Source organism: Qipengyuania sp. JC766 (assembly GCF_040717445.1).
GTDB lineage: Bacteria > Pseudomonadota > Alphaproteobacteria > Sphingomonadales > Sphingomonadaceae > JC766.
Genome location: NZ_JBFEFL010000001.1, coordinates 354201 through 376136 on the forward strand (window position 1 = coordinate 354201; position 21936 = coordinate 376136).

Consider the following 21936-nt stretch of genomic DNA (forward strand, 5'->3'; position numbering starts at 1 on the left):
GGATCCGGCGCTTCCGTCGATCGTCTTACTGGCCAGTCGTCCGCGGCGGTAGCGCGCCGTCGCTGGCTTCCGTGCCGCTGCCCTGCTGGCTGCCTTCGCCGCCGATCAGGCCGAGCGCCGACAGCATGTAGCGCACGTCCGGATCGCGTCCGGCGAAGTTGCGGTACATTTCGCCATAGTCCATCGTGCCGCCCTTGCTGAGCACGGCTTCGCGGTAGCGATCGCCGTTGGCGCGGGTCAGGCCGCCGTTCTCCAGGAACCAGTTGCGGCTGTCATGGTCCAGCATCTGCGTCCACAGATAGCTGTAATAGCCAGCGCTGTAGCCTGCGGGCGAGCTGAAAATGTGGTTGAAGTAGGTCGTCCGGTAGCGCGGCGGCACCAGGTCGACTTCCAGCCCAAGGTCGCGCAGCGCGCTGTCCTCGTAAGCGGACACCTGGGCCGGCGTGCTGATAGCCGCGGCCTCGTCGGCCGACAGCGCGTGCCAGCGCATGTCCAGCAGCGCCGCTTCGACGACTTCGCCGAAATCGTAGCCCTGGTTGAACTTGCTCGCCGCTTCCAGCTTCTCGACCAGCTCGGCCGGGATGGTCTCGCCCGTTTCGTGGTGCTTGGCGTAATTGCGCAGCACTTCGGGGTAGGTCATCCACATCTCGTGGACCTGACTGGGATATTCCACGAAATCGCGCGCGGTGGCGGTGCCCGAGAGGCTTTCGTACTTCTGGTCCGCGAAGAAGCCGTGCAGCGCATGGCCGAATTCGTGGAAGGTCGTGTTGACCCAGTCGAAGCTGACCAGCTGGGGTTCGCCCGCCGGTGCCTTCGGGATATTGAGCACGTTGTAGATCACCGGCTTCGTGTCCCAGAGATAGCTCTGGTCGACGAAATTGCTCATCCACGCGCCGCCGCGCTTGGACGGGCGCTGGAACGGGTCGAAGTAGAACAGGCCCATGTCGGAGCCGTCCGCATCGCGAACGGTGTAGACCCACACGTCCGGGTGGTAGACCGGGATGTCCGTACGACGTTCGAAGCTGAGGCCGTAAAGCTTGTTGGCCATGTAGAAAACGCCGTCTTCCAGCACCTTGTCGAGCTGGAAATACTGCATCACCTCGTCGTCATCGACTTCGTAACGCCCGGCCTTGACCATATTGGCGTAGCGGTACCAGTCCCACGGCTGCACTTCGAAATTGCCGCCTTCCTCGCGGATCTTCTCGTTCAGCACGCCAGCTTCGCGGCGTTGGGTCGCGGCGAGCGCGGGAACCATCTGGCCCATGAAGTCGAGCGCGGCCTGCGGCGATTCCACCATCCGGTCGTACATGGTGTAACTGGCCCAGTCCGGCTCGCCGAACAGGGCGGCCTTCTCCGCCCGCAAGCGGGCGATCTGCGCGACCAGCGGGCGCGTATCGATAGACGTCGTGCCGTCGGCGCGGTGGTAGCTCGCCTTGAATAGCTTTTCGCGCGCGGCGCGGTTTTCCATGCTCGGCAGGAGCGGCTGCTGCGTGGTGTTCTGCAGCGCGATCGCGAATTTGCCCGGCTGGCCTTCTTCCTGCGCCAGCTGCGCGGCGGACTGGATGTCGGATTCCGACAGGCCGGCCAGTTCGGCGCGGGTGTCGAAGAAGACGGTCTGCTCGCTCATCGCGTTACGGGCCTGCTGCCCGAACTCGGTGGTGATGGTGGACAGTTCCGTGTTGATGGCTTTCACCCGCTCGCGCTCGGCGTCGGTCAGCAGGGCACCGGCGTGGACCATGTTCTCGTAGGTCGTCTCGAGCAGCTTGGCGTCCTCGCGCGTCATGCTCATCGCGGCGCGGTTGTCGTACACCGCCTTGACCCGCGCGAAGAGCTCCGGGTTCAGCGTGATGGAGTCACCATGCGCCGACAGCTTGGGGCTGATGTCGGTGTTGATCGCGTCGAGGCGTTCGTTGGTATTGGTGCCGGTAAGGGCGAAGAACACCCGGCTGACCCGGCCGAGCATCCGGCCCGACTTTTCCAGTGCCACGATCGTGTTGTCGAAGGTGGGCGCGGCGGGATTGTCGATGATCGCCTGCACTTCGGCCTTCTGGATGGCCATGCCCTGCTCGAAGGCCGGGACATAATCGTCCTCGGAAATCTGGCGGAAGTCCGGCGCGAGAAAGGGCAGGTCGCTGTCCTGCGCGAAATAGCCCGTGCCTTCGGGGATGTCGGCCTGCGCCAGTTCGTCGGACGCTTCGCCGAGCGTCTCCGCCATCGCGGCTTCGTTATCCATCGTGGTGCATCCTGCCATCAGGGCGCTGGCGGCAACGGCCGCGAACAATTGGGTTTTCATGGTTTCTCCGGTCGAAAATCTGTGAGTGCGTATGATTTTCCATGTAGCAGACAGCATCTGAACGGGAGATTGGTTGCAATTGCAAGCATCTCCCGCCCGCTGCCGGTTTCGGCTGGCCGCCCCTGTCGGGGGAAGGGTCAGGCGGTGGTGCGGGTATCGCCGTATTCGTTGTGCGCGAAGATCTGCGCGCGCCGGTCGCTGCGATGTTCCAGTCCGCCGAACACCGTGCCCTTGGCTGATGTGTAATCGAGTTCCGCCGCAATGGCGGCGTGGTCCCGCGTGTCGATCGCTGCGTTCAGCCTCGGGCTGTCTTCCGCGTCGAGCTTCCCGATCCCGACATTGTAGGCAAGGTCGACCAAGGCATCGAATTCATGCTGATAGAGAGGCATGTCGCCGACCAGTTCGCGGACCCCTTGTGCCGCCTTCTCGGCATCCTGTCTCAGCAGGCGCATGGCATGATCCTTCGTGATCGTATCGCCGATCCGCAGTCCCTCGTCCGGCAGCACCAGATGGCCTGCTCCCACCAGCGGGTTCCCGATCACACTGGAATAGACTGTCAGTTCCATCCCCTCTTCGGCGACGATCGCGTCGAGCAGTTCGGGACTGGGCGACAGCTTGCTGGCGTGGACCCGGAAGTTTTCGGCATCCACCATGGTCGTATCGCCGGACACCGGCGCATGGTTGAACGGGACCGCGCTGTTCGCGGCCACGGTCATAGCAGCACCACCGACCAGCATGGCCGCCCGTGTCCGTTTGGACGGGCGCGCAGGTCCGGATCGCTCCCGGCGTGCCATACGGCGCGCGCCGAAACCGACTGCGAACTTGCGCGGTTCGTCCTTCACCCGGCGCAAGGCCCGCCTGACGGTCTCTCTCTTGCGCCGGCGCGCGCCTTGCGCGCTCGTGGCCGTGCGGCTCTGGCTGGCGTGCAGACTGGCGAGGCGTCGGGCGGATTGCGGGGTCATGGTACTCCTGTTGCGTTTGACGGGCACGCAAACAGTCGGCGCGACCGCCGTTCAGTGTATCAACGGGTCAGGGCACGCCATCGGTCCACGACTCGTCGTGTCCACGATGCGGCTCCGCGACCCCGCAACTGCGGACCCGCTATTCCTCGGGGACCGAGTCCATGTCGAACGCGCGGTTTTCCAAGGCCGGGTCTTCCAATGCGCGGACGAGCACGGCGGCCACGTCGCCGCGATGCGCCTTGCCGGATTTCTCGACTTCCTCGCCCAGGCGAATGCGCCGGTGCCCGTCTTCCTGCGTCAGCGAGACCGGGCGGATGATCGAATAGGCGAGCTCGCTTTCGACCAGATGCACATCGGCGTCGTGCTTGGCCTTGAGATAGTGGTGCAGGTCGCTGTCGGGATCGGGATCGTCCGCGCCGATGGAGCTCAGCATGACGAACTTGTTCACGCCCGCGGCCTGCGCCGCATCGACCAGCGCGATGGCGCCGTCACGGTCGATCGTGTCGGTCATGTCGGGCCCGGTTGAACTGCCCGATCCCGCTGCGAAGATAACCGCGTCCATGCCTTTGCAGGCGTCTTGCGGGAGATCGGCGAGGTCGCCCTGCCGGGTCTCGCAATCGTCGGGCAGGACGCTGGTGTCGGAGCTTTCGCGAACCAGCGCCACGGGGGAGTGTCCTTCGTCCTGCAACTGGCGCACGACGCGTTGACCTGTGTGGCCGGTGGCACCGGCGATGAGTACTTTCATGGCGGAATTCCTTGCATGTCTGCCGCGACGTCTGGGTGTCGGCGGCCTCTGCCCGTTCGACGCGCGGGGCGCCGAGCCGTTCCGCAAGCGCGGGGGACCTTTGCGGATGGACGCCGCATCACCACATGGCGCGAGGACCGGCGCGACGGAACCACGCAAGGCATCCGTGCGCTGTGACACAAGCGGCCGTCCCGGCGCTTGACATCACGGAACACAAACGGAACACGGCCCCTATGGCACTTACCAAGATCAGCGTCCGCGGGGCGCGCGAACACAACCTCAAGGGTGTGGACATCGACCTGCCGCGCGACAGCCTGATCGTGATCACCGGGCTTTCCGGCTCCGGCAAGTCGAGCCTCGCGTTCGATACCATCTATGCCGAGGGGCAGCGGCGCTACGTGGAATCGCTCAGTGCCTATGCACGCCAGTTCCTCGAGATGATGCAGAAGCCCGATGTCGAGCATATCGACGGGCTTTCGCCGGCCATCTCGATCGAGCAGAAGACGACCAGTCGCAATCCGCGTTCGACCGTGGCGACCGTGACCGAAATCTACGACTACATGCGCCTGCTGTGGGCGCGGGTGGGCGTGCCCTATTCCCCCGCGACCGGCCTGCCGATCGAGGCGCAGACAGTGTCCAACATGGTCGACCGGGTGATGGCCCTGCCGGAAGGCACGCGCCTCTATCTGCTCGCGCCGGTGGTGCGCGGGCGCAAGGGCGAATACCGGCGCGAACTGGCCGAGTGGCAGAAAGCGGGCTTCACCCGCGTGCGCATCGACGGAGAGCTCTACCCGATCGAGGAGGCGCCGGCGCTCGACAAGAAGTTCAAGCACGACATCGAGGTCGTGGTCGATCGCCTGGCGGTGAAGGAAGGGCTGGAAACGCGGCTGGCCGACAGTTTCGAGACCGCGCTCAAGCTCGCCGACGGTCTGGCCTATGTGGACCTGGCGGACGGCGTGGTGCCGGGCCGGGAGGACGAGGGCGAGAGCGGCGGTGCGATGAAAGGGGCGGGCATCCCCGCCAACCGGATCGTGTTTTCCGAACGCTTCTCCTGCCCGGTATCGGGTTTCACCATCGAGGAAATCGAGCCGCGCCTGTTCTCGTTCAACGCGCCGCAGGGGGCCTGCCCGACCTGCGACGGGATCGGCGAGAAACAGCTGTTCGACCCGCAGCTGGTAGTCCCGAACGAGGCGCTCAGCCTCAAGAAGGGCGCGGTGGTGCCCTGGGCCAAGTCCAACCCGCCCAGTCCCTATTACATGCAGGTGCTGCAATCGCTGGCGGGCGAGTACGGCTTCGACCTGACGACGCCCTGGAGCGAGCTGAGCGAGGAGAACCGCGACGTCATCCTCCACGGCACTAAGGGCAAGCGCGTGCCGCTGACCTTCAAGGACGGACGCAAGCAGTACACCGTCAACAAGCCGTTCGAAGGCGTCATCGGCAACCTCAACCGCCGGATGCTGCAGACCGAAAGCGCCTGGATGCGCGAGGAGCTGTCCAAGTTCCAGACCGCGCAGCCGTGCGAGACCTGTGGCGGCAAGCGCCTGAACGAAAAGGCGCTGGCAGTGAAGATCCCGGGGCCGTCAGGCGTCACCGACATCGCCACGCCCACTAAGATGAGCGTCGCCGACGCGCGCGCATGGTTCCTTGGCCTGCCGGAGCACCTGAACGACACGCAGGGCCAGATCGCCAAGGCCATCCTCAAGGAAATCAACGAGCGGCTGGGCTTCCTCGACAATGTCGGGCTCGACTACCTCAACCTCGACCGGACCAGCGGCACGCTGTCGGGCGGGGAAAGCCAGCGCATCCGCCTCGCCAGCCAGATCGGCAGCGGCCTTTCCGGCGTGCTCTACGTGCTGGACGAGCCCAGCATCGGCCTGCACCAGCGCGACAACGACCGGCTGCTGGAAACGCTGAAGCGCCTGCGCGATCTCGGCAACACGGTGATCGTGGTCGAGCATGACGAGGACGCGATCCGCGCCGCCGACCACGTGGTGGACCTCGGCCCCGGCGCCGGCGTGCGCGGGGGCGAGGTGGTGGCGCAGGGCACGCTGAAGCAGGTGCTGAAGGCGAAGAACTCGCTCACCGCGGACTATTTGACCGGGCGGCGCGAGATCGCGGTCCCGGCCAAGCGGCGCAAGGGCAACGGGCACAAGCTGACGGTCCACGGCGCGCGCGCCAACAACCTCGCCAACGTCACCGCCTCCCTGCCGCTGGGCACCTTCACCTGCATCACCGGCGTTTCGGGCAGCGGCAAGTCCAGCTTCACCATCGACACGCTCTATGCCTCGGCCGCGCGCACGCTGAACGGGGCGCGGGTGATCGCCGGCGCGCACGACAAGGTCACCGGCCTCGAATATTGCGACAAGGTGATCGAGATCGACCAGTCGCCCATCGGCCGCACCCCGCGCTCCAACCCGGCGACCTATACCGGCGCCTTCACCAACATCCGCGACTGGTTCGCCGGCCTGCCGGAGGCGCAGGCGCGCGGGTACAAGCCCGGCCGGTTCAGCTTCAACGTCAAGGGCGGCCGGTGCGAGGCGTGCCAGGGCGACGGGCTGATCAAGATCGAGATGCACTTCCTGCCCGACGTCTACGTCACCTGCGAGGAATGCGGCGGCAAGCGCTACAACCGCGAAACGCTGGAAGTGCGCTTCAAGGGCATGTCCATCGCCGACGTGCTGGACATGACGATCGAGGATGCGGAGGAGTTCTTCAAGGCCGTCCCCCCCATCCGTGACAAGATGCACACGCTGAACGAGGTGGGCCTCGGCTACGTCAAGGTCGGCCAGCAGGCGACGACGCTGTCGGGCGGTGAGGCGCAGCGGGTGAAGCTCGCCAAGGAACTCGCCCGGCGCAGCACCGGGCAGACGCTCTATATCCTGGACGAGCCGACCACCGGCCTGCATTTCGAGGATGTGCGCAAGCTGCTGGAGGTCCTCCACCGGCTGGTGGAGCAGGGCAATTCCGTGGTGGTGATCGAACACAACCTGGACGTCATCAAGACGGCGGACTGGATCCTCGACCTCGGCCCCGATGGCGGCGTGCGCGGCGGTGAAGTGGTGGCCGAAGGAACACCGGAGGAGGTTGCTGCGGTCAGCGGGAGTTATACGGGGGCTTACTTGAAACCTATGTTGGAGCGGGGGCGATCCGCAGCGGAGTGAGTGCGGACAAAGTGTTGGCTGACTGTCCTTTGGAAAATATTTGCCCTTAAAAGGGTCTGCTAGATACACTTTCCATGAGCTTTTAGCGTTTTGCTCAGGTAGATTTTTGAGGGGATGGCATGGCTGCTGATTTAAAGACTTTCTTGGATCCATCTTATCAATCCACTGAGTTGCGCGCTTTTGCGTTCATCAGTGCGCAGTTTGCACGGGGTGCTCGAACCTCAGTGGATTGCCTGCTGCCCTTTACGATTTTTGCTGCGGGTGAGCTCGAAGGCCAGCCATTCGATGCTGACAAAATGCAAAAATTCTTGTCGCAAAAATATTTCCTAAATCTGCCCCTTTTTGTGATTGAAGACCTTACGTACTCAATGAAAAAAGTCGGCGCTTTGGTCGAAATGAATGGCGTACAAAATCCCTGTGTATGCGGATGTTAGACCTCAGACACTATCATCTGATGAAGAACTTGATATGTCTGTGGATCAAATAGACCAAGTATCGCGTCAGCTTGCAGAGTACGCAAATATTCGCGACTTAGCGGAGCCCCTTTCTGGCGCAAGCTGGTCGGAGGTGTTAATCGATTTCTTTGCTAGGGAAAGGTTCGACCGAAAGTTTAAAAGGAATGTGACAAAAGGGCGTGCGATAATCGCTAGCCCAATTTTTACTGACCATAAGGTGGTTGCGGACTTTATCCGTCATCATCACGATTTAGGATCTGAGATATATAAGATTATTGAAAAAATATACTATGGAGTTCTTGTAACCGATTTTCTCACAAAGATCCAAAATACACCGAACGATGTCGATGCAAGGGGTCTGCAAATTGTCTATGACGCTCCGGTATTGATGAGATTAGTCGGTTTTTGTGGTAGGATAATCCAAAAAGCGGCCAGAGAAATGCATGATTCTCTTGCAGCATTGGGTTGTGAATTTTTCTATTACGGGCATTCCTATAACGAACTTCTTGCGAACGTCGATTACATAATAACTCAACGAAAGCTTGGAGAGCCCCTTCGCCCCGAGACGGAAGAGGCTTTTCGCAAGGGCGAGCTCAGCATTGCTGATCTAACCACCTTTAAAACTGCGCCGGATCGCATCCTTTATAGTGACTTAGGAGCCACCGAACATCCCGCTTCGTACGAAGATCGGTCGGGAGATGAGCACCAGATCGACGAAGTTGCCTTCAAAAATCGGCTCGGGCACGGGGGTATAGGTTGGGGCACTACCAAAAATGCCGCTGAGGCTGATGCCGCAAGCCTTGCTTTGACGCTGCGTCTGCGGAGAGGAAAATCCTCCACAGACTTGTTTAAGAGTGGTACTATATTCGTTACTCACAACACGGGATTAGTGCGACATGCAAGGGTTTTTTTAAAAGAAAACGGACTTTTGCCTGCCCGTACTTTGAATCCATTTCAAACCATGACTCAAGTAACGACAATCGCGTGGCTTGCGAAAGGGGTTGCCTTCGATTCCTCAAGGGTAAGCGCGCAACTGATAGCCGATTGCTACAGTGCTGCAGTTCCCGAAGAAGGGTGGAATCAAGAACTACTTAACAAGGTCGCACAGTATGGCAAAGACGAGATCTCTTTGATGCTCACCGACGCTCTTTTTTCGAGCAGTATTAGGCAGATCGCGTCCGAAAAGTCTCTTGGAAATGTCGCTATTTTGCGTTCAACTAGCACTGCTGATGTCGTACGGGATGCGCGAGAAGCTGCGGATAAGATTCGCGAGGAGGAAAGGGGCAAAGGATTTGCGGAAGGCAAATCTGAAGCGCTTGGAGAGACTTCGGCGCGCTTGTCTCTTAAAGCCAAGACAATCTCAGACAAAATTGGAAGAGCGATTGTGTATTTGGTTCTCGCCTCAGCGGGATATCTGCTTCTGGAAAGTGTGCCGGGGGTGAACTTGCCTCTCATCGATGACAACAACATAGCTGTCATTGCTGTCGCGATCGCTATTTCGTTATGGTCCCTAGTTTCTTTGATGGGGTTGGCGAAGGACCTCTCTTTACAAGAAATTGTGTCTAGGGGCGTTTTTAAAGCAGTTAGGAAACTACAGGTTTTGCTTGTTGGAACAGACCCTAACGAAATTTCATCGTAAAGTTTCTAAAGCCACTACGCGGCTTAGCTATGCCGGCCCCGTCGCCAGCAGCCGGCGGGAGAAAAAGCTGATCCCCATGCATCATGAGTGGCCGTGCGCGCATCGTCCGAACTGGGTGCAAGCGGCGTAAACCCGTGGAAGGTCAACGGTCATCGCGCCGAGCGCGCCATGGCAAGCGGTTTTCCGATCATCGGCGGCGGACGGTGCCGCAGGAAGGATCCGGCTTCCGACGGTCGGCGATCAAAACCGAGTAAGTCTCACCCCGGATGCACGGTCGTGAACACGATCATCCCGTAACCAACAGTCAGTCCGATATAAAGCCACAGCAGGGTCAAGCACACACGCTTCGATTTCGAGAAGAACAACCAAATCATCGGGATGATGGAGAGCATGGCGACCATGCTTGCGATCGCCTGTTGGGGGGTCAGGGACGCTGCGATTTCCTGCTGCTTTTCCGCCGTTACGAAAACCATGGTCGCGATCGTACCGAGGACGTTGACGCCCAGCACCCCGCCGACGACGAAACGCTTTTGTTGCCAGAACCAGACGTCGAAGTCCGGCCAGTCGTCCGGCTCATCCGGGAAGGTCATGCTGGCCACTAGGTAATACCAGCCGAAGGCCAGCAATATGCCCAGCACGGTGCCGCCGTTGAACGGCATAAGGTCCCGGTACCCGTACATGTGCAGGAAGAAGGTGGACTGGTCCACAATCACCAGCAAGCCCAGCAGTGGCGTCAGCCAGCCGATATGGATGCGCTCCATCCCCGGATCGATCCCCGCCTTGCGCCGCGCGCGCAGCTTCAGCACGCGGGCGAAGCCGCGCAGCACCTCTGCCATGGCAAGGCCCATCAGCAGTATGAAAGCCTCGAACAGGAAATTGAAACCCGGCATCGCTACGCGCCCCCCATGGCGTGGCTGGTGCGGCATAGTCCGCCGGATCGGCGCGTTTGGCAAGCGGGAGGGGAAGCGTTGTGCGCGGTTCGGGTGCCTTCGCGCTTTCACGTCACCCCGGGCCTGACCCGGGGTCCCGCTACTTCTAGGGCGGCATTGGAAGGAAGCGGGACCCCGGCTCGGGGGCCGGGGTGACGTCGCAAAGGGCATCCTCTCCCGCGCCGCACGAAAATCCTGTCCTACACGCCCCGTCCTGTATATCTGGTCCGGTTCCCCTGAAACCATCGACAGGTGAACCGATGACCGATCTTTCCCATACCGCAAACCTCCCCGCGCTGGTCCAGGCGCTGCCGGCGGACGTTACGCGCGCGGCGCAGACGCAGTTCGGCACGGCCGCGCAGATCGTGTTCCTGGAGGCGCTGGCGACCAGCGGCTCCGTCCGGTCGGCTGCGCGGCGGGCCGGGACATCCCACCAGAGCGCCTATCGCGCGCGCTGCTCCACGCCGGCATTCCGGCGAGCGTGGGACGCGGCGCTGCTGGCTGCGCGGGCCCATGCGGAAGGCGAGCTGGCCGACCGTGCGCTGAACGGCGTGACCGAAAAGGTGTTCTACCATGGCGAGCAGGTGGACGAGCGCGTCCGCTATTCCGACAGGCTGCTGCTCGCCCATCTCGGCCGGCTGGACCGGCTGGCGGAACAGGCCGGGGCGAACGCGCTGGCGGAGGATTTCGACGGCATGCTGGAACGCTTCGGCAGGGGCGAGGACCTGGCGCCCGACACGCCTGCCCCGGCGGACGAAGCGGGTGGTGCCGGGTCCGGGCCCGATGGCGAGGCCGGGGCCGGGAATTTACCCCCAGGACACTGGTCCAGGCGGTCCATGTCTCCCGGACCCCGGCCCGGAGACGAGCCGGAAACGGACGGGAACGGGGACGACACCGACCTCGAGGACGAGATGGACGCCAAACGCCCGCCCCACGCGCCGCGCCTGTCGGCGCTGGGGGATGCGGACGAGGTGTTCGAGTGCCAGGCTGAGGCCTTCCTGGCGGGCGATCCCGAGTGGTGGCGCGTCGGATCGGACTATCGCACGTTCGAGTACCACAACAACGTCTGGCTGCCCGAGCTCGAGGCTGTGGCCAGGTCGGACGATGCTGAAGACGAGGACGCGGAGGGCGAGGACTCGGAGGGCGACGCGCCCGACGGGGAGGCGCCCGAAGAGGAGACCGAGACGCAGGACACGGCCGAAGACCCCTACGCCACCGATTACGACGATGCGTGCGAGGACGAAGGCTACGCCGAGGACGCGGCCCGGTACGAAGCGGCCGTGCGCGAGGCCGCAGCCGACGCGGCGCGTTCCGCAGAGCCGCATCCGGACTTGCCGCCCGGACCGCGGATCATGCTGCTGTAGGGGAAGGGGGCCTCAGGGCCCCCTCGCACGTCAGCTGACGAGTTCGAGATCGACGGAGGCGTGGCCGGTGGCGATCAGGCCGATCTCCGTCGCCGCGGCGCGGCTCACGTCGATATGGCGGCCGCGTACGAAAGGCCCGCGATCGTTGATGCGCACGATCACGCTCTTGCCGGTACGCTTGTTGGTCACACGCACCTTCGACCCGAAGGGCAGCGTCTTGTGCGCGGCGGTCATGGCATTCATGTCGAACCGCTCGCCATTGGCCGTGCGGCGGCCGTGGAAGCGCTTGCCGTAATAGGAGGCGATGCCGCTGCCGAGCGAGCGCTGGGTGGTGACTTCGGGCTCCACTGGCACTTCGATCGTCTCGAGGTCGACTTCGTTGCCGGACGCCTCGGGCGCGGGCGGCAGCGTCTCGAACGCGTCGAAGCTCTCCTCGACGCTGGGCATGGTGTCGATCGCCGCGGACTGGTCCGCGGGCGACGGCAGCGCCGGCACGGCGGTCGTGGCATCGTCGGTCGCTTCGGCCAGGGCGGCGCTCGCGGGGACCGCGAAGGTCAGCGCGCCGATGGCAAGCAACATGCGCATCCGCGCCCGGGTGGAGTAATCGGTCATGGAAGTGTTCCCATCCAAATTCGAACGGGGCTTTACGGGCGGAAGGTTGACGGTTCCAAACCGCCTCCTCGGCTCACCGACGGTCAGAAACGACTCGTCCGTTAAATGAGGCGAAAACGAGGTATCGCGTAGTTTCGAAGGGTGCCGAAAGGGTGGTTCCGACCCGGGAATCGGCAGCGAATCGATGCCTCGGTGGTCCTCGATTCGCCCATCCGGAACCACGATTCCGCGGATGAACCGGCGGGTAGACGCTCGTGAATGAGGGGGGCTGACACAGAAAATGGGGCCGGTATCGCTACCGACCCCACTCTCACCGTCGCGTGGTCCCGTCTTCCGGCGAACCGTCCGACGAGCGCTTGGCGCCCGGTGTTTTCCCGCGCTCTTGCCACGAGGGCAGGGCAGCGGTTCTGTCACCGGCGCTCGCGCCGGCATCCGGGTCCTCTCGGTTCCCGCACAGTCCGAAGACCGTGCGTTCCCCGGCAAGGGGCCCGAGACCGAACATCCTGGCGGCCGGTCTTCTCGAACGGCATGGTTCCGACCGAAGTCTTCCCCGTGCCTCGAAGTCCGACCGGACATCCGGCCCGTGTCGACATGCTTGGCGACCCTCTCGATCGGCCGTTCCGCGTCCGGGCAAGCCCGTGTCACGGTCCGTCCTCGAACATCGCCTGGACAGATGTCTTCACGCCGAACCGGTTCGAAATTGCCTTCGCTATCAGGTGGTTAGACCTTCAATCGAAGACCGTTTCTGGCCTGTTCGATGTCCCGAGAATGCGTCCACCGACCGAGTTGCGCAAGGGATGCAAGACCGACTTATCCACTTTCCCCGGAATTCGCGGTGGACAAGAGTGGATAACTCTTGTGCGCGTGCGAGAAAGAGAGTGAACCTTTGTTGCGCGTGCGAACCAACTCGCGACACAATTGGCTCAATTGCGTGGTTTGCGTCGCCGGCCGATTAGCTTGAGGCGCAGGGCCTGCAGGTTGATGAAGCCTTCGGCATCCCGCTGGTTGTAGCTGCCCGCATCGTCCTCGAAAGTGACGACGTCCTGGCTGTAGAGGTTGAAGCTCACATCGGCACGGCGCCCGACGACGCTGGCGAGGCCCTTGTAGAGCTTCAGGCGAACCTCGCCGGTGACCAGTTGCTGGCTGTGGTCGATCGCCGCCTGCAGCATCTCCCGTTCCGGAGCGAACCAGAAACCGTTGTACACGAGCTCCGCGTATTTCGGCATGAGCTCGTCCTTCAGGTGCATCGCGCCCCTATCGAGCGTCAGCTGCTCGATCCCGCGATGGGCCCGGGCGTAGATCTCGCCGCCGGGCGTCTCGTACATCCCGCGGCTCTTCATGCCGACGAAGCGGTTCTCGACGAGATCCAGCCGGCCGATGCCGTGCTTGCGACCGAGATCGTTCAGCGCCGCGAGCAAGGTGCCAGGGCTCATGGCATTGCCGTTCACGGCGACGCCGTCCCCCTTGTCGAAACCGATGGTGATGTATTCCGGCTCGTCAGGCGCCTCTTCGGGATGGTCGGTGCGGGAATAGACGTAGTCCGGCGTCTCTTCCCACGGATCCTCCAGCACAAGACCTTCGCTGGACGTGTGCAACAGGTTCGCGTCGGTAGAGAAGGGCGCTTCTCCGCGCTTGTCCTTGGGAACGGCGATCTGGTGCTTTTCCGCCCATGCAATCAGCGCGGTGCGGCTGGTAAGGTCCCATTCGCGCCACGGCGCGATGACCTTGATGTCCGGATCGAGAGCATAGGCGCTTAGCTCGAAGCGGACCTGATCATTACCCTTGCCGGTCGCGCCGTGGGCGATTGCGTCGGCGCCGGTCTCATGAGCGATCTCGACGAGCCGTTTGGAGATCAGAGGCCGCGCTATGCTCGTGCCGAGAAGGTAGTCGCCTTCGTAGCGGGCATTGGCGCGCATCATCGGAAAGACGAAGTCCCGCACGAACTCCTCGCGCAGGTCCTCGATGTAGATGTGTTCGTCCGGGATACCCATCGCCCGGGCCTTCTGGCGTGCGGGCTCGATCTCCTCGCCCTGACCGAGATCGGCAGTGAACGTGACGACCTCCAGCCCGCGTTCGACTTCCAGCCACTTGGCTATCACGCTGGTATCGAGTCCGCCCGAATAGGCGAGGACGACTTTCCGAATGTCCGACATGCCTGCACTCCTGTTTCGCCGGCGCGGCTATCAGCGCTCCGGACGGGACGCAATCGCGAACCTTGTCGGGCAGCGCCCGTGAATCTTGGCGGCAGGCTACTCCGCTGCTTGCTTCAACATCGGATCGAAGCGCCAAGACGGGACGGCGCCGCGTTCGCGCAAGCTGGCGCTTTCCTCCTGGATGAAATCGCGGGTCATCGGAATGGCGGTGCGATCCTTCACGTAGATGACCTGCCAGTTGACCAGCGCGCCGTTGCGGAAGGCCTGTTCGGCACCGGCAAGGTAGAACTGCCACATGCGGTAGAAGACCTCGTCGTACATCTCGACGATCTCTTCGCGATGCATGACCGTGCGGTTGTACCACTCCTCCAGCGTATGGCTGTAGTGGAAGCGCATCGCCTCTACATCCATCACCTGCCATCCGGCACGCTCGCTGGCCGTGACGAGTTCGGAAAGGGCCGGGATGTAGCCGCCCGGGAAGATGTACTTGCGGGTCCATGCATCGGTGGCACCCGGAGGGCCCGCGCGGCCACAACAATGGCTCATCATGACGCCATCGGGCTTCAGCAGGCGATGGGTATGCTCCATGAAAACGGGGTAGTGCGGTTTGCCGACATGCTCGAGCAGGCCGACCGAGCTGATCCGGTCGAATTCACCCTCGACATCGCGGTAGTCCATGAGGTGGAACTTCACCTTGTCCGCGACCCCGGCGGCCTCGGCGCGCTCGTTGCAGAACGCGATCTGGTCGGGTGCGAGCGCGACGCCGGTCACTTCGCACCCGTACATCTCGTGCAGGTAAAGCGCGAACCCACCCCAGCCGCAGCCGATATCGAGCACCTTCATGGGCACGCCGCCATTGTCCTCAGGCCGCTTGAGGTACATCTTCGCCGCGAGATGGGCCTTCTTGTCCATCTGGGCCTTTTCCAGCGACGTGTTCTCCGGATCCTCGCGGTAATAGGCCATCGTGTACTGGCGGTCCTCGTCGAGGAAACGCTCGTACAGTTCGCGCGTGAGATTGTAAGTATGCTCTGCGTTCTTGCGCGCCTTGTCCTTCGGATTGACGCTGTCGAGCCGCGCGCCGACTTTCTGAAGGATGCGCGCGAAGCGGGTCTGCGGCTGGATCGCGCTGTCGCCTTCGCGCTTGGTATTGGCTGTGACGAACAGCACCAGATCGCGGATGTCGTGCGGTTCTTCCACCACCAGCCAGCCCCACATGTAGGCTTCGCCCGCACCGAGTTGCGGATAGCGCGCGATGTGTCCGGCGGCTTTTTTGTTCGTCAGCCTGATCTTCAGGGGACCGCGACTGTCGTGTGTCTCGCCGGGATTGCCGTATTCGTGAGAGGTTCCGTCATGGTCGGTGACGACCAGGTGACCGGTATGGATCGCGCGCTTCAGGAACTTGTCGAGCAGCCACATGATGGGGGGCCTTGCCTCCTTGGTTCGGGTTTCGGGGTCAATTGGCGGTTCGGGTCGGCCGGTGTCAATCGCCGGCGGAGCTCACATGCCGGCATACCACTGGTAACCGGCACGATCTTCCCAGTATCCGCCACCGCCGTCGCCGATACCGTCCAGCGTATCCACCAGTTCGATGGCGGTGAGGTACTTGGCATGCTTGTACCCGACATGCTTTTCGACCCGCATCCGCAAGGGCGCTCCGTTGCGGATCGGCAACGGCTCCCCGTTGAGCAGGTGCGCGACGATCGTCTGAGGGTGGTAGGCATCGATCATGTCGACGCTCTCGTAATAGTCGCTGCCGCCGAGATTGTCGGCACAGCGGAAGACGACGAATTGCGCGCCTTCGCGCACGCCCGCCGCATCGAGGATCGTCGAGAGTTGCGGCCCGGTCCATTCGCCGATCGCGCTCCACCCTTCCACGCAATCGTGGCGCGTCACCTGGGTCCGCTGGGGCAGGGCCCGTATCTGATCCATGTCGAGCGACATCGGGCGATCCACCATGCCGCGCACTTCCAGGCACCAGTCGGCGAAGCCGGCTGCCGCCTGTTGCTGGTAATCGCCGTTCTGCGGATCGGTCGACCCGTTTCCGCGAAAGAAGGGCGAGATCGCGCTGCGCGGATATTCGGGGACCAGCGCCTCGCGCCCGGCAATCGCGCGATTGGCGTATTTGTGCCACGTCTGCGCGCCCTTCAGCAGGGCCTTGCCGGCCTGCGTTTCGCCGACCTTGGAGCAGGCCGAGAGGAATAGGGCGGACATGCCCGCCAGCACGCCGCGGCGACCGGTTCTGCCGAAATCGTTCATGGCTCCTTCCCCCCGAAGATCATGGCGCGCATCTGGCCGATCGGGCCGGACAGCAGCACCAGCAGGACGTGGACGACGAAGAAGGCGAAGATGCCCCAGGCGAACAGGAAGTGGAACGAGCGTGCCGACTGGCGCCCGCCCATCAGGTCCACCATCCAGCCGAAGGCCGGTTCCATACCCGGGCTGATGGCGATCCCTGTCAGGATCATGCCGGGCAGCAGCACGCCGAGCACGAGGCCGTAGGCGAGCTTCTGGAGGAAGTTGTACTTGCCTGCGCCGTGATCGAAGTTGAGTTTCAGGTGCTGGACGATGTCGCGCGCGATCGCCTTCGAACGCCATTCCTCGGGCCGGGTACGCAGGTCCTGCCAGAAATGGCGGTTCGCCAGCATGGCGATCCACATGGCGAGCAGGCCGAGCGAGAAGACCCATGCGGCGAGGAAGTGCCAGTCGCGCGCAGCGGACAGGCTGTAATAGTCGGGAATGGTCATCCAGCCGGGGAAGCGCGGGACGGCAAGCCATGCCTGTTCCGGCGCGAAGCCCCACTGGCCCCAGTAGAGATACGGGTGCGCGTTCGAGATGTTGAGGCCCGACATGAACAGCACCACCACCGCCCACAGGTTCACCCAGTGCCAGATGCGGGTGGACAGGCGATGGCGCTTTCGCGACCGAGCGTCGGGCGCTTCGCGCGGTACATCGATGGTGCTGCCTGCGACGGCCTCGGTCATGGCGTCTCTCCCCGCCGCGCAAGGTAGATCACGTCGCGGTCCTGCGCCAGCAGGTGTTGCCCGCTGTCGACGAACAGCGTCTCGCCGTCCGCGAGGTGTCCGTGCGCGAGGAACAGGGCGGCACTGGCGATCTCGTTCGCGCCGGTCTTGCGCTTGAGCGGGTTGAGCCGGTGCGAGATCTCGGTCTCTTCCTCGCTCTGGTCGTGGCTCGCGAGGATCGCGCCCGGCGCCAGGCCGTAGATGCGATCCGCATCCTTCGTCGCTCCCATCGCCAGCATCGGAACCGCGCCTGCGGCGGCGTGCTTCGCCATGGTGTAGCTGAAGAAGTCGGGATTGGGGTTGGCGATCTTCTGGTCGAGGAACTGGATCACCCGCCGCCCGGCCGAAGCCTTGGCGGCGCGGAGGTAGGCCTGCGCCAAGCGTACCGGGGAGAGGGCATTGACCTGCATCGCCTTTTCGCTTGTGTCCGGATCGAGATCCGCCACGTCGTCGGGGTCGAATACGGCGGCGCAGTTCACCAGGCAGCGCCAGTCGGCAAGCTCGTGCGACAGGCCTTCTACCATCGCTTCCGCAGCGTCCCCGTCGCGAAGGTCGCACTGGACGATGCGGGCCGACGGCAGTTCGTCCGCCAGCTCGCGCGCCGCGTCTTCGCTGGTGCCGTAATGGATGACGATGTGCCACCCCTCGTCGGCAAAGGCGCGCGCCAGCACCGCCCCGATTCGCTTCGCCCCGCCGGTCACTAGGACTGCCGGCCGGGTCACGAAACCACTCCCGAAAGACGAGACATGGACCGCATGGACCACAGTCCAGGAGCAAAAAAACCGGGCCTCTCCGCGACCGGTGGTGCAATGTCGGGAAGGGTAGGCGCGCGGGTCATGCGCGACACTGGAGCATACCGGCGCGATGTAGGAAAGGGCGAAGTCGGGAACACCTTCACGCTAACATCGGATAGGATGGCCGGTTCCACCGGAACAACGTCCGCTCGCTTTCCTTGCCAGCACGAGAGTATCGGCATCAGCAGATGGGGAACACATGGGCCTCAAGCGTTCCATGGGGCTGGCGAGCCTTACCTTTTACGGCACCGGCACAATCCTTGGCGCAGGGATTTTCGTGGTGATCGGCGAAGTCATCGGAGAAGCAGGCACGCTCGCGCCGATCGCCTACCTCGCCGCGGCACTCGTCGCGTTCACCACCGCTCTCACCTTTGCGGAACTCGGCGCACGCATACCCGATGCGGGCGGCGCTATGGAATATGCCGCGCGCGCATTCGGGGAAGGTTTCCTCGCCAGTGCCAGCGGCTGGCTGCTGATAGTCGCCAACCTCGTGTCGGCGGCCACCATCGTCACCGGTTTCGTCAGCTATCTGGACAGTTTCGTGTCGATAGAAGGACAGATCGCGACGACGGTTCTCGTCCTGCTGCTGGGCGCGGTGGCAACCGTCGGCATCAAGCAGAGCGCATGGTTCATGACGGTCACGACCCTTGTCGGCATAGGAACGCTGCTGTTCGTTCTGTGGGTCACGCGCGCGGACATGATTGCGGCACCGGCCGCCATCGCGAATGCCGATAGCTGGGGCGCGGGATCCGCGACTGCGATCCTCGCGGGCGCGTTCCTGGCCGTCTACAGCTTCATCGGGTTCGGCGACATGGGCCAGACGGCGGAAGAAGTCCGCGACGTGGAAAGGACCCTGCCGAGAGCCATCGTCTTCTCGCTGCTCATCGTGTTCGTCTTCTACCTCGCCGTCTCGGCCGCGCTGGTCGGAGGCAACGCGACGGAAGCGATTTCGGACGCACAAGCGCCTCTGGTGGAAGCGGTGGTGCGTAAGGGCTGGCCCGCCATGCCGGTCGCCATCGCCAGCCTGTTCGTCATCGTGAACGGCGCGCTGGCGCAGATGATCGCGTCGAGCCGCATGATGATGGACATGGCTCGCGACGGGCGCAGCGTGATGCCGCTGGCGATGGAGAGAGTGAACGAACGGACGAACACGCCTGTGCTGGCAACTCTGGTTTGCGCGGGCATCGTACTCGCGCTCGCCCTGTTCCTTCCACTGAAGACGCTGGCCAGCGGTACCAGCCTTGCCATCCTGTTGGTCTTCGTGATTGCGAATGCCGCGCTGCACAGGTTGAAGAAGCAGGATCAGCCCGAAGGGGTCCCGAACGTGTGGCGGATCGTCCCGGTCCTGGGGATGATCTTCTGCGCGCTGGCGCTGGTCGGACAAGTGGTTCTGTGGGTGACCGGCATCGGAAGCGCGGGGCACTGAGTACGGGCTTGCGCGCTCATTCCTTGCGGAGGGTCAGGGCGTACCAGTCACGCTGGACGCCGTCGGCGCCCTTGCCGGGGTAGCGCTCGGTCGCGGCGATGGCGAAGCCCGCTTTCCTGTAGGTGTCTTCCAGCCATGCCTCGTCGGGCAAATTGGTCAGGCGGCCGAGCGGATCGCGTCCCTCGTCTGGATGATCGGCATCGCCCAGCTTGTAGTTCGCGAAATGCCAGCCACCGGGTCGCAGCGCGCGGTGGATCCGCGCCAGCACCCCGGGAAGGTCGGCGCGTCCGACATGGAGCAGGCAGGCATGGGCCCAGACCGCATCGTACTGCTCGCGGGCATCGAGGTTGTCGAACAGCATCACGCGCGCGCCGACGTCGAACCGTTCGTTCGCCTTGCGCACCATGCCCGGCGTCCCGTCGGTCGCATCGAGACCGAAGCCGCGCCGTGCGATATGCGCCGAATCCCGTCCCCCGCCGCAGCCCAGTTCCATAATCCGTGCACCGGGCTCCAGCCTGTCGAGGAAAGCGTCCAAGTGCCGGCTGGGACCCTGCGCAAAGCTCAGGACATAGTGCGGGGCGTTCTCCTGATAGTAACGAATGGTGGCCGGATCGGTGCTCATTCGCCCTTCAGGTGCCTGGCAAAGAAGGCGAGCGTGGCAGGCCAGATTTCCTGTTGCGCCGCCAACGAGGCTTCGTCGTACCGGAACGTGCCTTCGGTGCGCTGTACGCCACTGCCGGACAGGGCATGGCCGGCGTCTGGATAGATCAAAGCGACGGTTCGCAGGTCCGGGTCCGCCTCGGCCCTTCGTTCAGCAATGTTCTGCGCCATCGCGCCGGAATTCCATGTGTCGTCCGCGTCGCCGCCGGCGACCAGAACCGGCTCGTCGATATCCTCGACCCGGATGCGGGCCGCCGGCACCCTGCCGGGATTGGCGCGCCGTCCCGCATCCTGCGGTGTGCGCAGCCGGACGACCGCACCGGGAATGGCATATTTCCGGAACTCCTCCTCCATCCCCAGATAGGGGACGTAGGGCAGGGGTTCTCCATTCCAGGAAAAGCTGCTGACTTCGTCCGGGCCAATGCCGGGACCCCAGCCTTCCCATACCACGTCGCTCGGCACGATGGCGGCCACTGCGGCGAATCCGTCGATTCTGCTCGAACCAGCAAGAGCGAATTCCGCTCCCTTCGACACGCCGTAAAGTCCGATCCCGTCCGCCTTCACGTCCTTGCGCGCGAGCAGCCAGTCGCGCGCGATAGCCAGCTTTTCGAGCGGTATGGCGTCGAATGCTTCGGGCAGGTCTGGCAATTGCCGTTCCGGAGGCAGGTAGCCGGGGGAATAATAAGGAATGCCAAGGACGGCGTAGCCTTCCGCCAGGAACCGCGGCGCCGCGCCGCGCGAGCCCATATCGCCCCCTTCGCTTCCGCCGAGCAGAATGATCACCGGGTACGGTCCGTCACCCTCGGGCGTCGCAAAATAGGCGTAGGGCAGCGTATCGCCGACCATGATTTCGTTGGCCGACACCGGTGGACCCGGTTCGGCGGCGGCTGGCGCTGCGAGGAGAAGGCCGAACGCCGCGAACGCAGTTGCAATATGTCTGAAAATGGCTCCGGTCTCCCTCTGGTGTATTAGAGAGGTATTACACTTGCCGGGCCGTCTTTCAAGTGCGGTCCTTCCAGCGCGGTATTAACGCCCGAATGCTACTGCCGGACGGCGAACCAGATCGTGTGGCGCGGGCCCTTGTTGTTGGGGCGGGCGCGGACGGTGCGTTCTTCCACGGCCATGCCGGTATCGCGCAGGCGGCGGGCGAAGGCGGGATCGGGCGCGGCGGACCACACGGCGAGAATACCGCCCGGATTGAGCGCGTCGCGCGCGCGGGCGAGACCGGTGCGGGTGTACAACCGGTCGTTCCCGTCGCGCACGATCCCGTCGGGGCCGTTGTCGACATCGAGCAGGATTGCGTCCCAGAGCTTGCAGGTTCCGTCGATCGCATCGTCGATCAGGGCGGCGACATCCGCGATGACGATGTCTCCGCGCGGATCGTCCAGCGTATCGCCCGTCAGATGCGCGAGCGGGCCAGCGGCCCAGTCGAGGATTTCGGGCACGATTTCCGCCACGGTGACGCTGCCGCCTTCCGGAACGCGCGAGAGCGCGGCGCGGTAGGTGAAGCCGAGGCCGTAGCCGCCGATCAGCACGCGCGGGCGCGGCGCGGCAATCCGGTCGAGCGTCAGTTCGGCGAGCTGCTCTTCGGAAAACTGCATCCGCGTCCCCATCAGCTCGTCGCGCCCCAGCATCACGACAAAGTCGCGGCCATGGCTGACGAGGGTCAGGGTTTCGCCGCCGGGGATGTCGGCGACGGCGAGGGTTTCGCGCGGCAGCATGG

The 21936-nt window shown here is 63.5% G+C and carries 18 protein-coding genes; 5 read left to right on the forward strand and 13 right to left on the reverse strand.

Features of this window, described 5'->3' with window-relative positions:
• Positions 1-25: 25 nt before the first annotated feature.
• The 3 genes from AB1K63_RS01805 to AB1K63_RS01815 form a co-directional block, all read right to left on the reverse strand.
• Entirely contained in the window at positions 26-2293 is a 2268-nt protein-coding gene (locus AB1K63_RS01805) for a M3 family metallopeptidase (protein WP_366958202.1), read from the reverse strand.
• 137 nt (positions 2294-2430) lie between these two features.
• A complete protein-coding gene (locus tag AB1K63_RS01810) occupies positions 2431-3255 on the reverse strand; it encodes a lysozyme (RefSeq protein ID WP_366958203.1) in 825 nt (274 codons plus the stop codon).
• Positions 3256-3394: 139 nt separating this feature from the next.
• Positions 3395-4000: an SDR family oxidoreductase gene (locus AB1K63_RS01815; RefSeq protein ID WP_366958204.1), complete on the reverse strand. Its 606-nt coding sequence runs from the start codon at positions 3998-4000 to the stop codon at positions 3395-3397.
• A gap of 233 nt (positions 4001-4233) precedes the next feature.
• Here AB1K63_RS01815 and uvrA point away from each other — a divergent pair, with 233 nt between their 5' ends.
• The 3 genes from uvrA (at position 4234) to AB1K63_RS01830 (ending at position 9255) form a co-directional block, all read left to right on the forward strand.
• Positions 4234-7161 carry an excinuclease ABC subunit UvrA gene (gene uvrA / locus AB1K63_RS01820; protein WP_366958206.1) on the forward strand — a complete coding sequence of 976 codons (2928 nt, stop codon included), beginning with the start codon at positions 4234-4236 and terminating at the stop codon, positions 7159-7161.
• Between the two features lie 119 nt (positions 7162-7280).
• Positions 7281-7595 (forward strand): hypothetical protein, encoded by a 315-nt coding sequence (locus tag AB1K63_RS01825; protein ID WP_366958207.1) that lies wholly within the window; start codon positions 7281-7283, stop codon positions 7593-7595.
• On the forward strand, positions 7561-9255 hold the full coding sequence (locus AB1K63_RS01830) for a hypothetical protein (protein ID WP_366958208.1): 1695 nt from the start codon (positions 7561-7563) through the stop codon (positions 9253-9255). Before AB1K63_RS01825 ends, AB1K63_RS01830 begins: the two co-directional genes overlap by 35 nt.
• 257 nt (positions 9256-9512) lie before the next feature.
• Here AB1K63_RS01830 and AB1K63_RS01835 read toward each other — a convergent pair whose 3' ends face one another.
• The gene (locus AB1K63_RS01835) at positions 9513-10145 is read right to left on the reverse strand and encodes a hypothetical protein (RefSeq protein ID WP_366958209.1); all 633 of its coding nucleotides are present in this window, start codon (positions 10143-10145) and stop codon (positions 9513-9515) included.
• A 299-nt stretch (positions 10146-10444) separates the two neighbouring features.
• On the opposite strand from AB1K63_RS01835, the gene AB1K63_RS01840 reads away from it, so the two are divergent.
• The gene (locus tag AB1K63_RS01840) at positions 10445-11548 is read left to right on the forward strand and encodes a hypothetical protein (RefSeq protein ID WP_366958210.1); all 1104 of its coding nucleotides are present in this window, start codon (positions 10445-10447) and stop codon (positions 11546-11548) included.
• 30 nt (positions 11549-11578) lie between these two features.
• Here the strand turns inward: AB1K63_RS01840 and AB1K63_RS01845 are convergent, their stop codons facing one another.
• From AB1K63_RS01845 to AB1K63_RS01870, 6 genes are all read right to left on the reverse strand, one after another.
• A complete protein-coding gene (locus tag AB1K63_RS01845) occupies positions 11579-12160 on the reverse strand; it encodes a septal ring lytic transglycosylase RlpA family protein (RefSeq protein ID WP_366958211.1) in 582 nt (193 codons plus the stop codon).
• Positions 12161-13083: 923 nt separating this feature from the next.
• A complete protein-coding gene (locus AB1K63_RS01850) occupies positions 13084-14313 on the reverse strand; it encodes an argininosuccinate synthase (RefSeq protein WP_366958212.1) in 1230 nt (409 codons plus the stop codon).
• 96 nt (positions 14314-14409) lie between these two features.
• Positions 14410-15729 (reverse strand): cyclopropane-fatty-acyl-phospholipid synthase family protein, encoded by a 1320-nt coding sequence (locus AB1K63_RS01855; RefSeq protein ID WP_366958214.1) that lies wholly within the window; start codon positions 15727-15729, stop codon positions 14410-14412.
• Positions 15730-15810: 81 nt separating this feature from the next.
• Complete coding sequence (locus tag AB1K63_RS01860) at positions 15811-16569, reverse strand: molybdopterin-dependent oxidoreductase (RefSeq protein WP_366958215.1); 759 nt, start codon at positions 16567-16569, stop codon at positions 15811-15813.
• Positions 16566-17294 carry a cytochrome b/b6 domain-containing protein gene (locus tag AB1K63_RS01865; protein WP_366958216.1) on the reverse strand — a complete coding sequence of 243 codons (729 nt, stop codon included), beginning with the start codon at positions 17292-17294 and terminating at the stop codon, positions 16566-16568. The genes AB1K63_RS01860 and AB1K63_RS01865 overlap by 4 nt, the downstream gene beginning before the upstream one ends.
• Positions 17291-18055, reverse strand: coding sequence for an SDR family oxidoreductase (locus AB1K63_RS01870; RefSeq protein WP_366958218.1), 765 nt, complete (start codon positions 18053-18055; stop codon positions 17291-17293). Before AB1K63_RS01870 ends, AB1K63_RS01865 begins: the two co-directional genes overlap by 4 nt.
• A gap of 271 nt (positions 18056-18326) precedes the next feature.
• On the opposite strand from AB1K63_RS01870, the gene AB1K63_RS01875 reads away from it, so the two are divergent.
• Positions 18327-19553: an amino acid permease gene (locus AB1K63_RS01875; protein WP_366958219.1), complete on the forward strand. Its 1227-nt coding sequence runs from the start codon at positions 18327-18329 to the stop codon at positions 19551-19553.
• 16 nt (positions 19554-19569) lie between these two features.
• On the opposite strand, the gene AB1K63_RS01880 is transcribed toward AB1K63_RS01875, so the two are convergent.
• The 3 genes from AB1K63_RS01880 to AB1K63_RS01890 all read right to left on the reverse strand — a co-directional run bounded on the left by AB1K63_RS01880 (position 19570) and on the right by AB1K63_RS01890 (position 21934).
• Positions 19570-20175, reverse strand: a complete 606-nt coding sequence (locus AB1K63_RS01880; RefSeq protein ID WP_366958221.1) for a class I SAM-dependent methyltransferase — start codon at positions 20173-20175, stop codon at positions 19570-19572.
• Entirely contained in the window at positions 20172-21077 is a 906-nt protein-coding gene (locus tag AB1K63_RS01885) for an acyl-CoA thioester hydrolase/BAAT C-terminal domain-containing protein (RefSeq protein ID WP_366958222.1), read from the reverse strand. Before AB1K63_RS01885 ends, AB1K63_RS01880 begins: the two co-directional genes overlap by 4 nt.
• A 176-nt stretch (positions 21078-21253) precedes the next feature.
• Positions 21254-21934, reverse strand: a complete 681-nt coding sequence (locus AB1K63_RS01890) for a spermidine synthase (protein ID WP_366958223.1) — start codon at positions 21932-21934, stop codon at positions 21254-21256.
• Positions 21935-21936 lie beyond the last annotated feature (2 nt).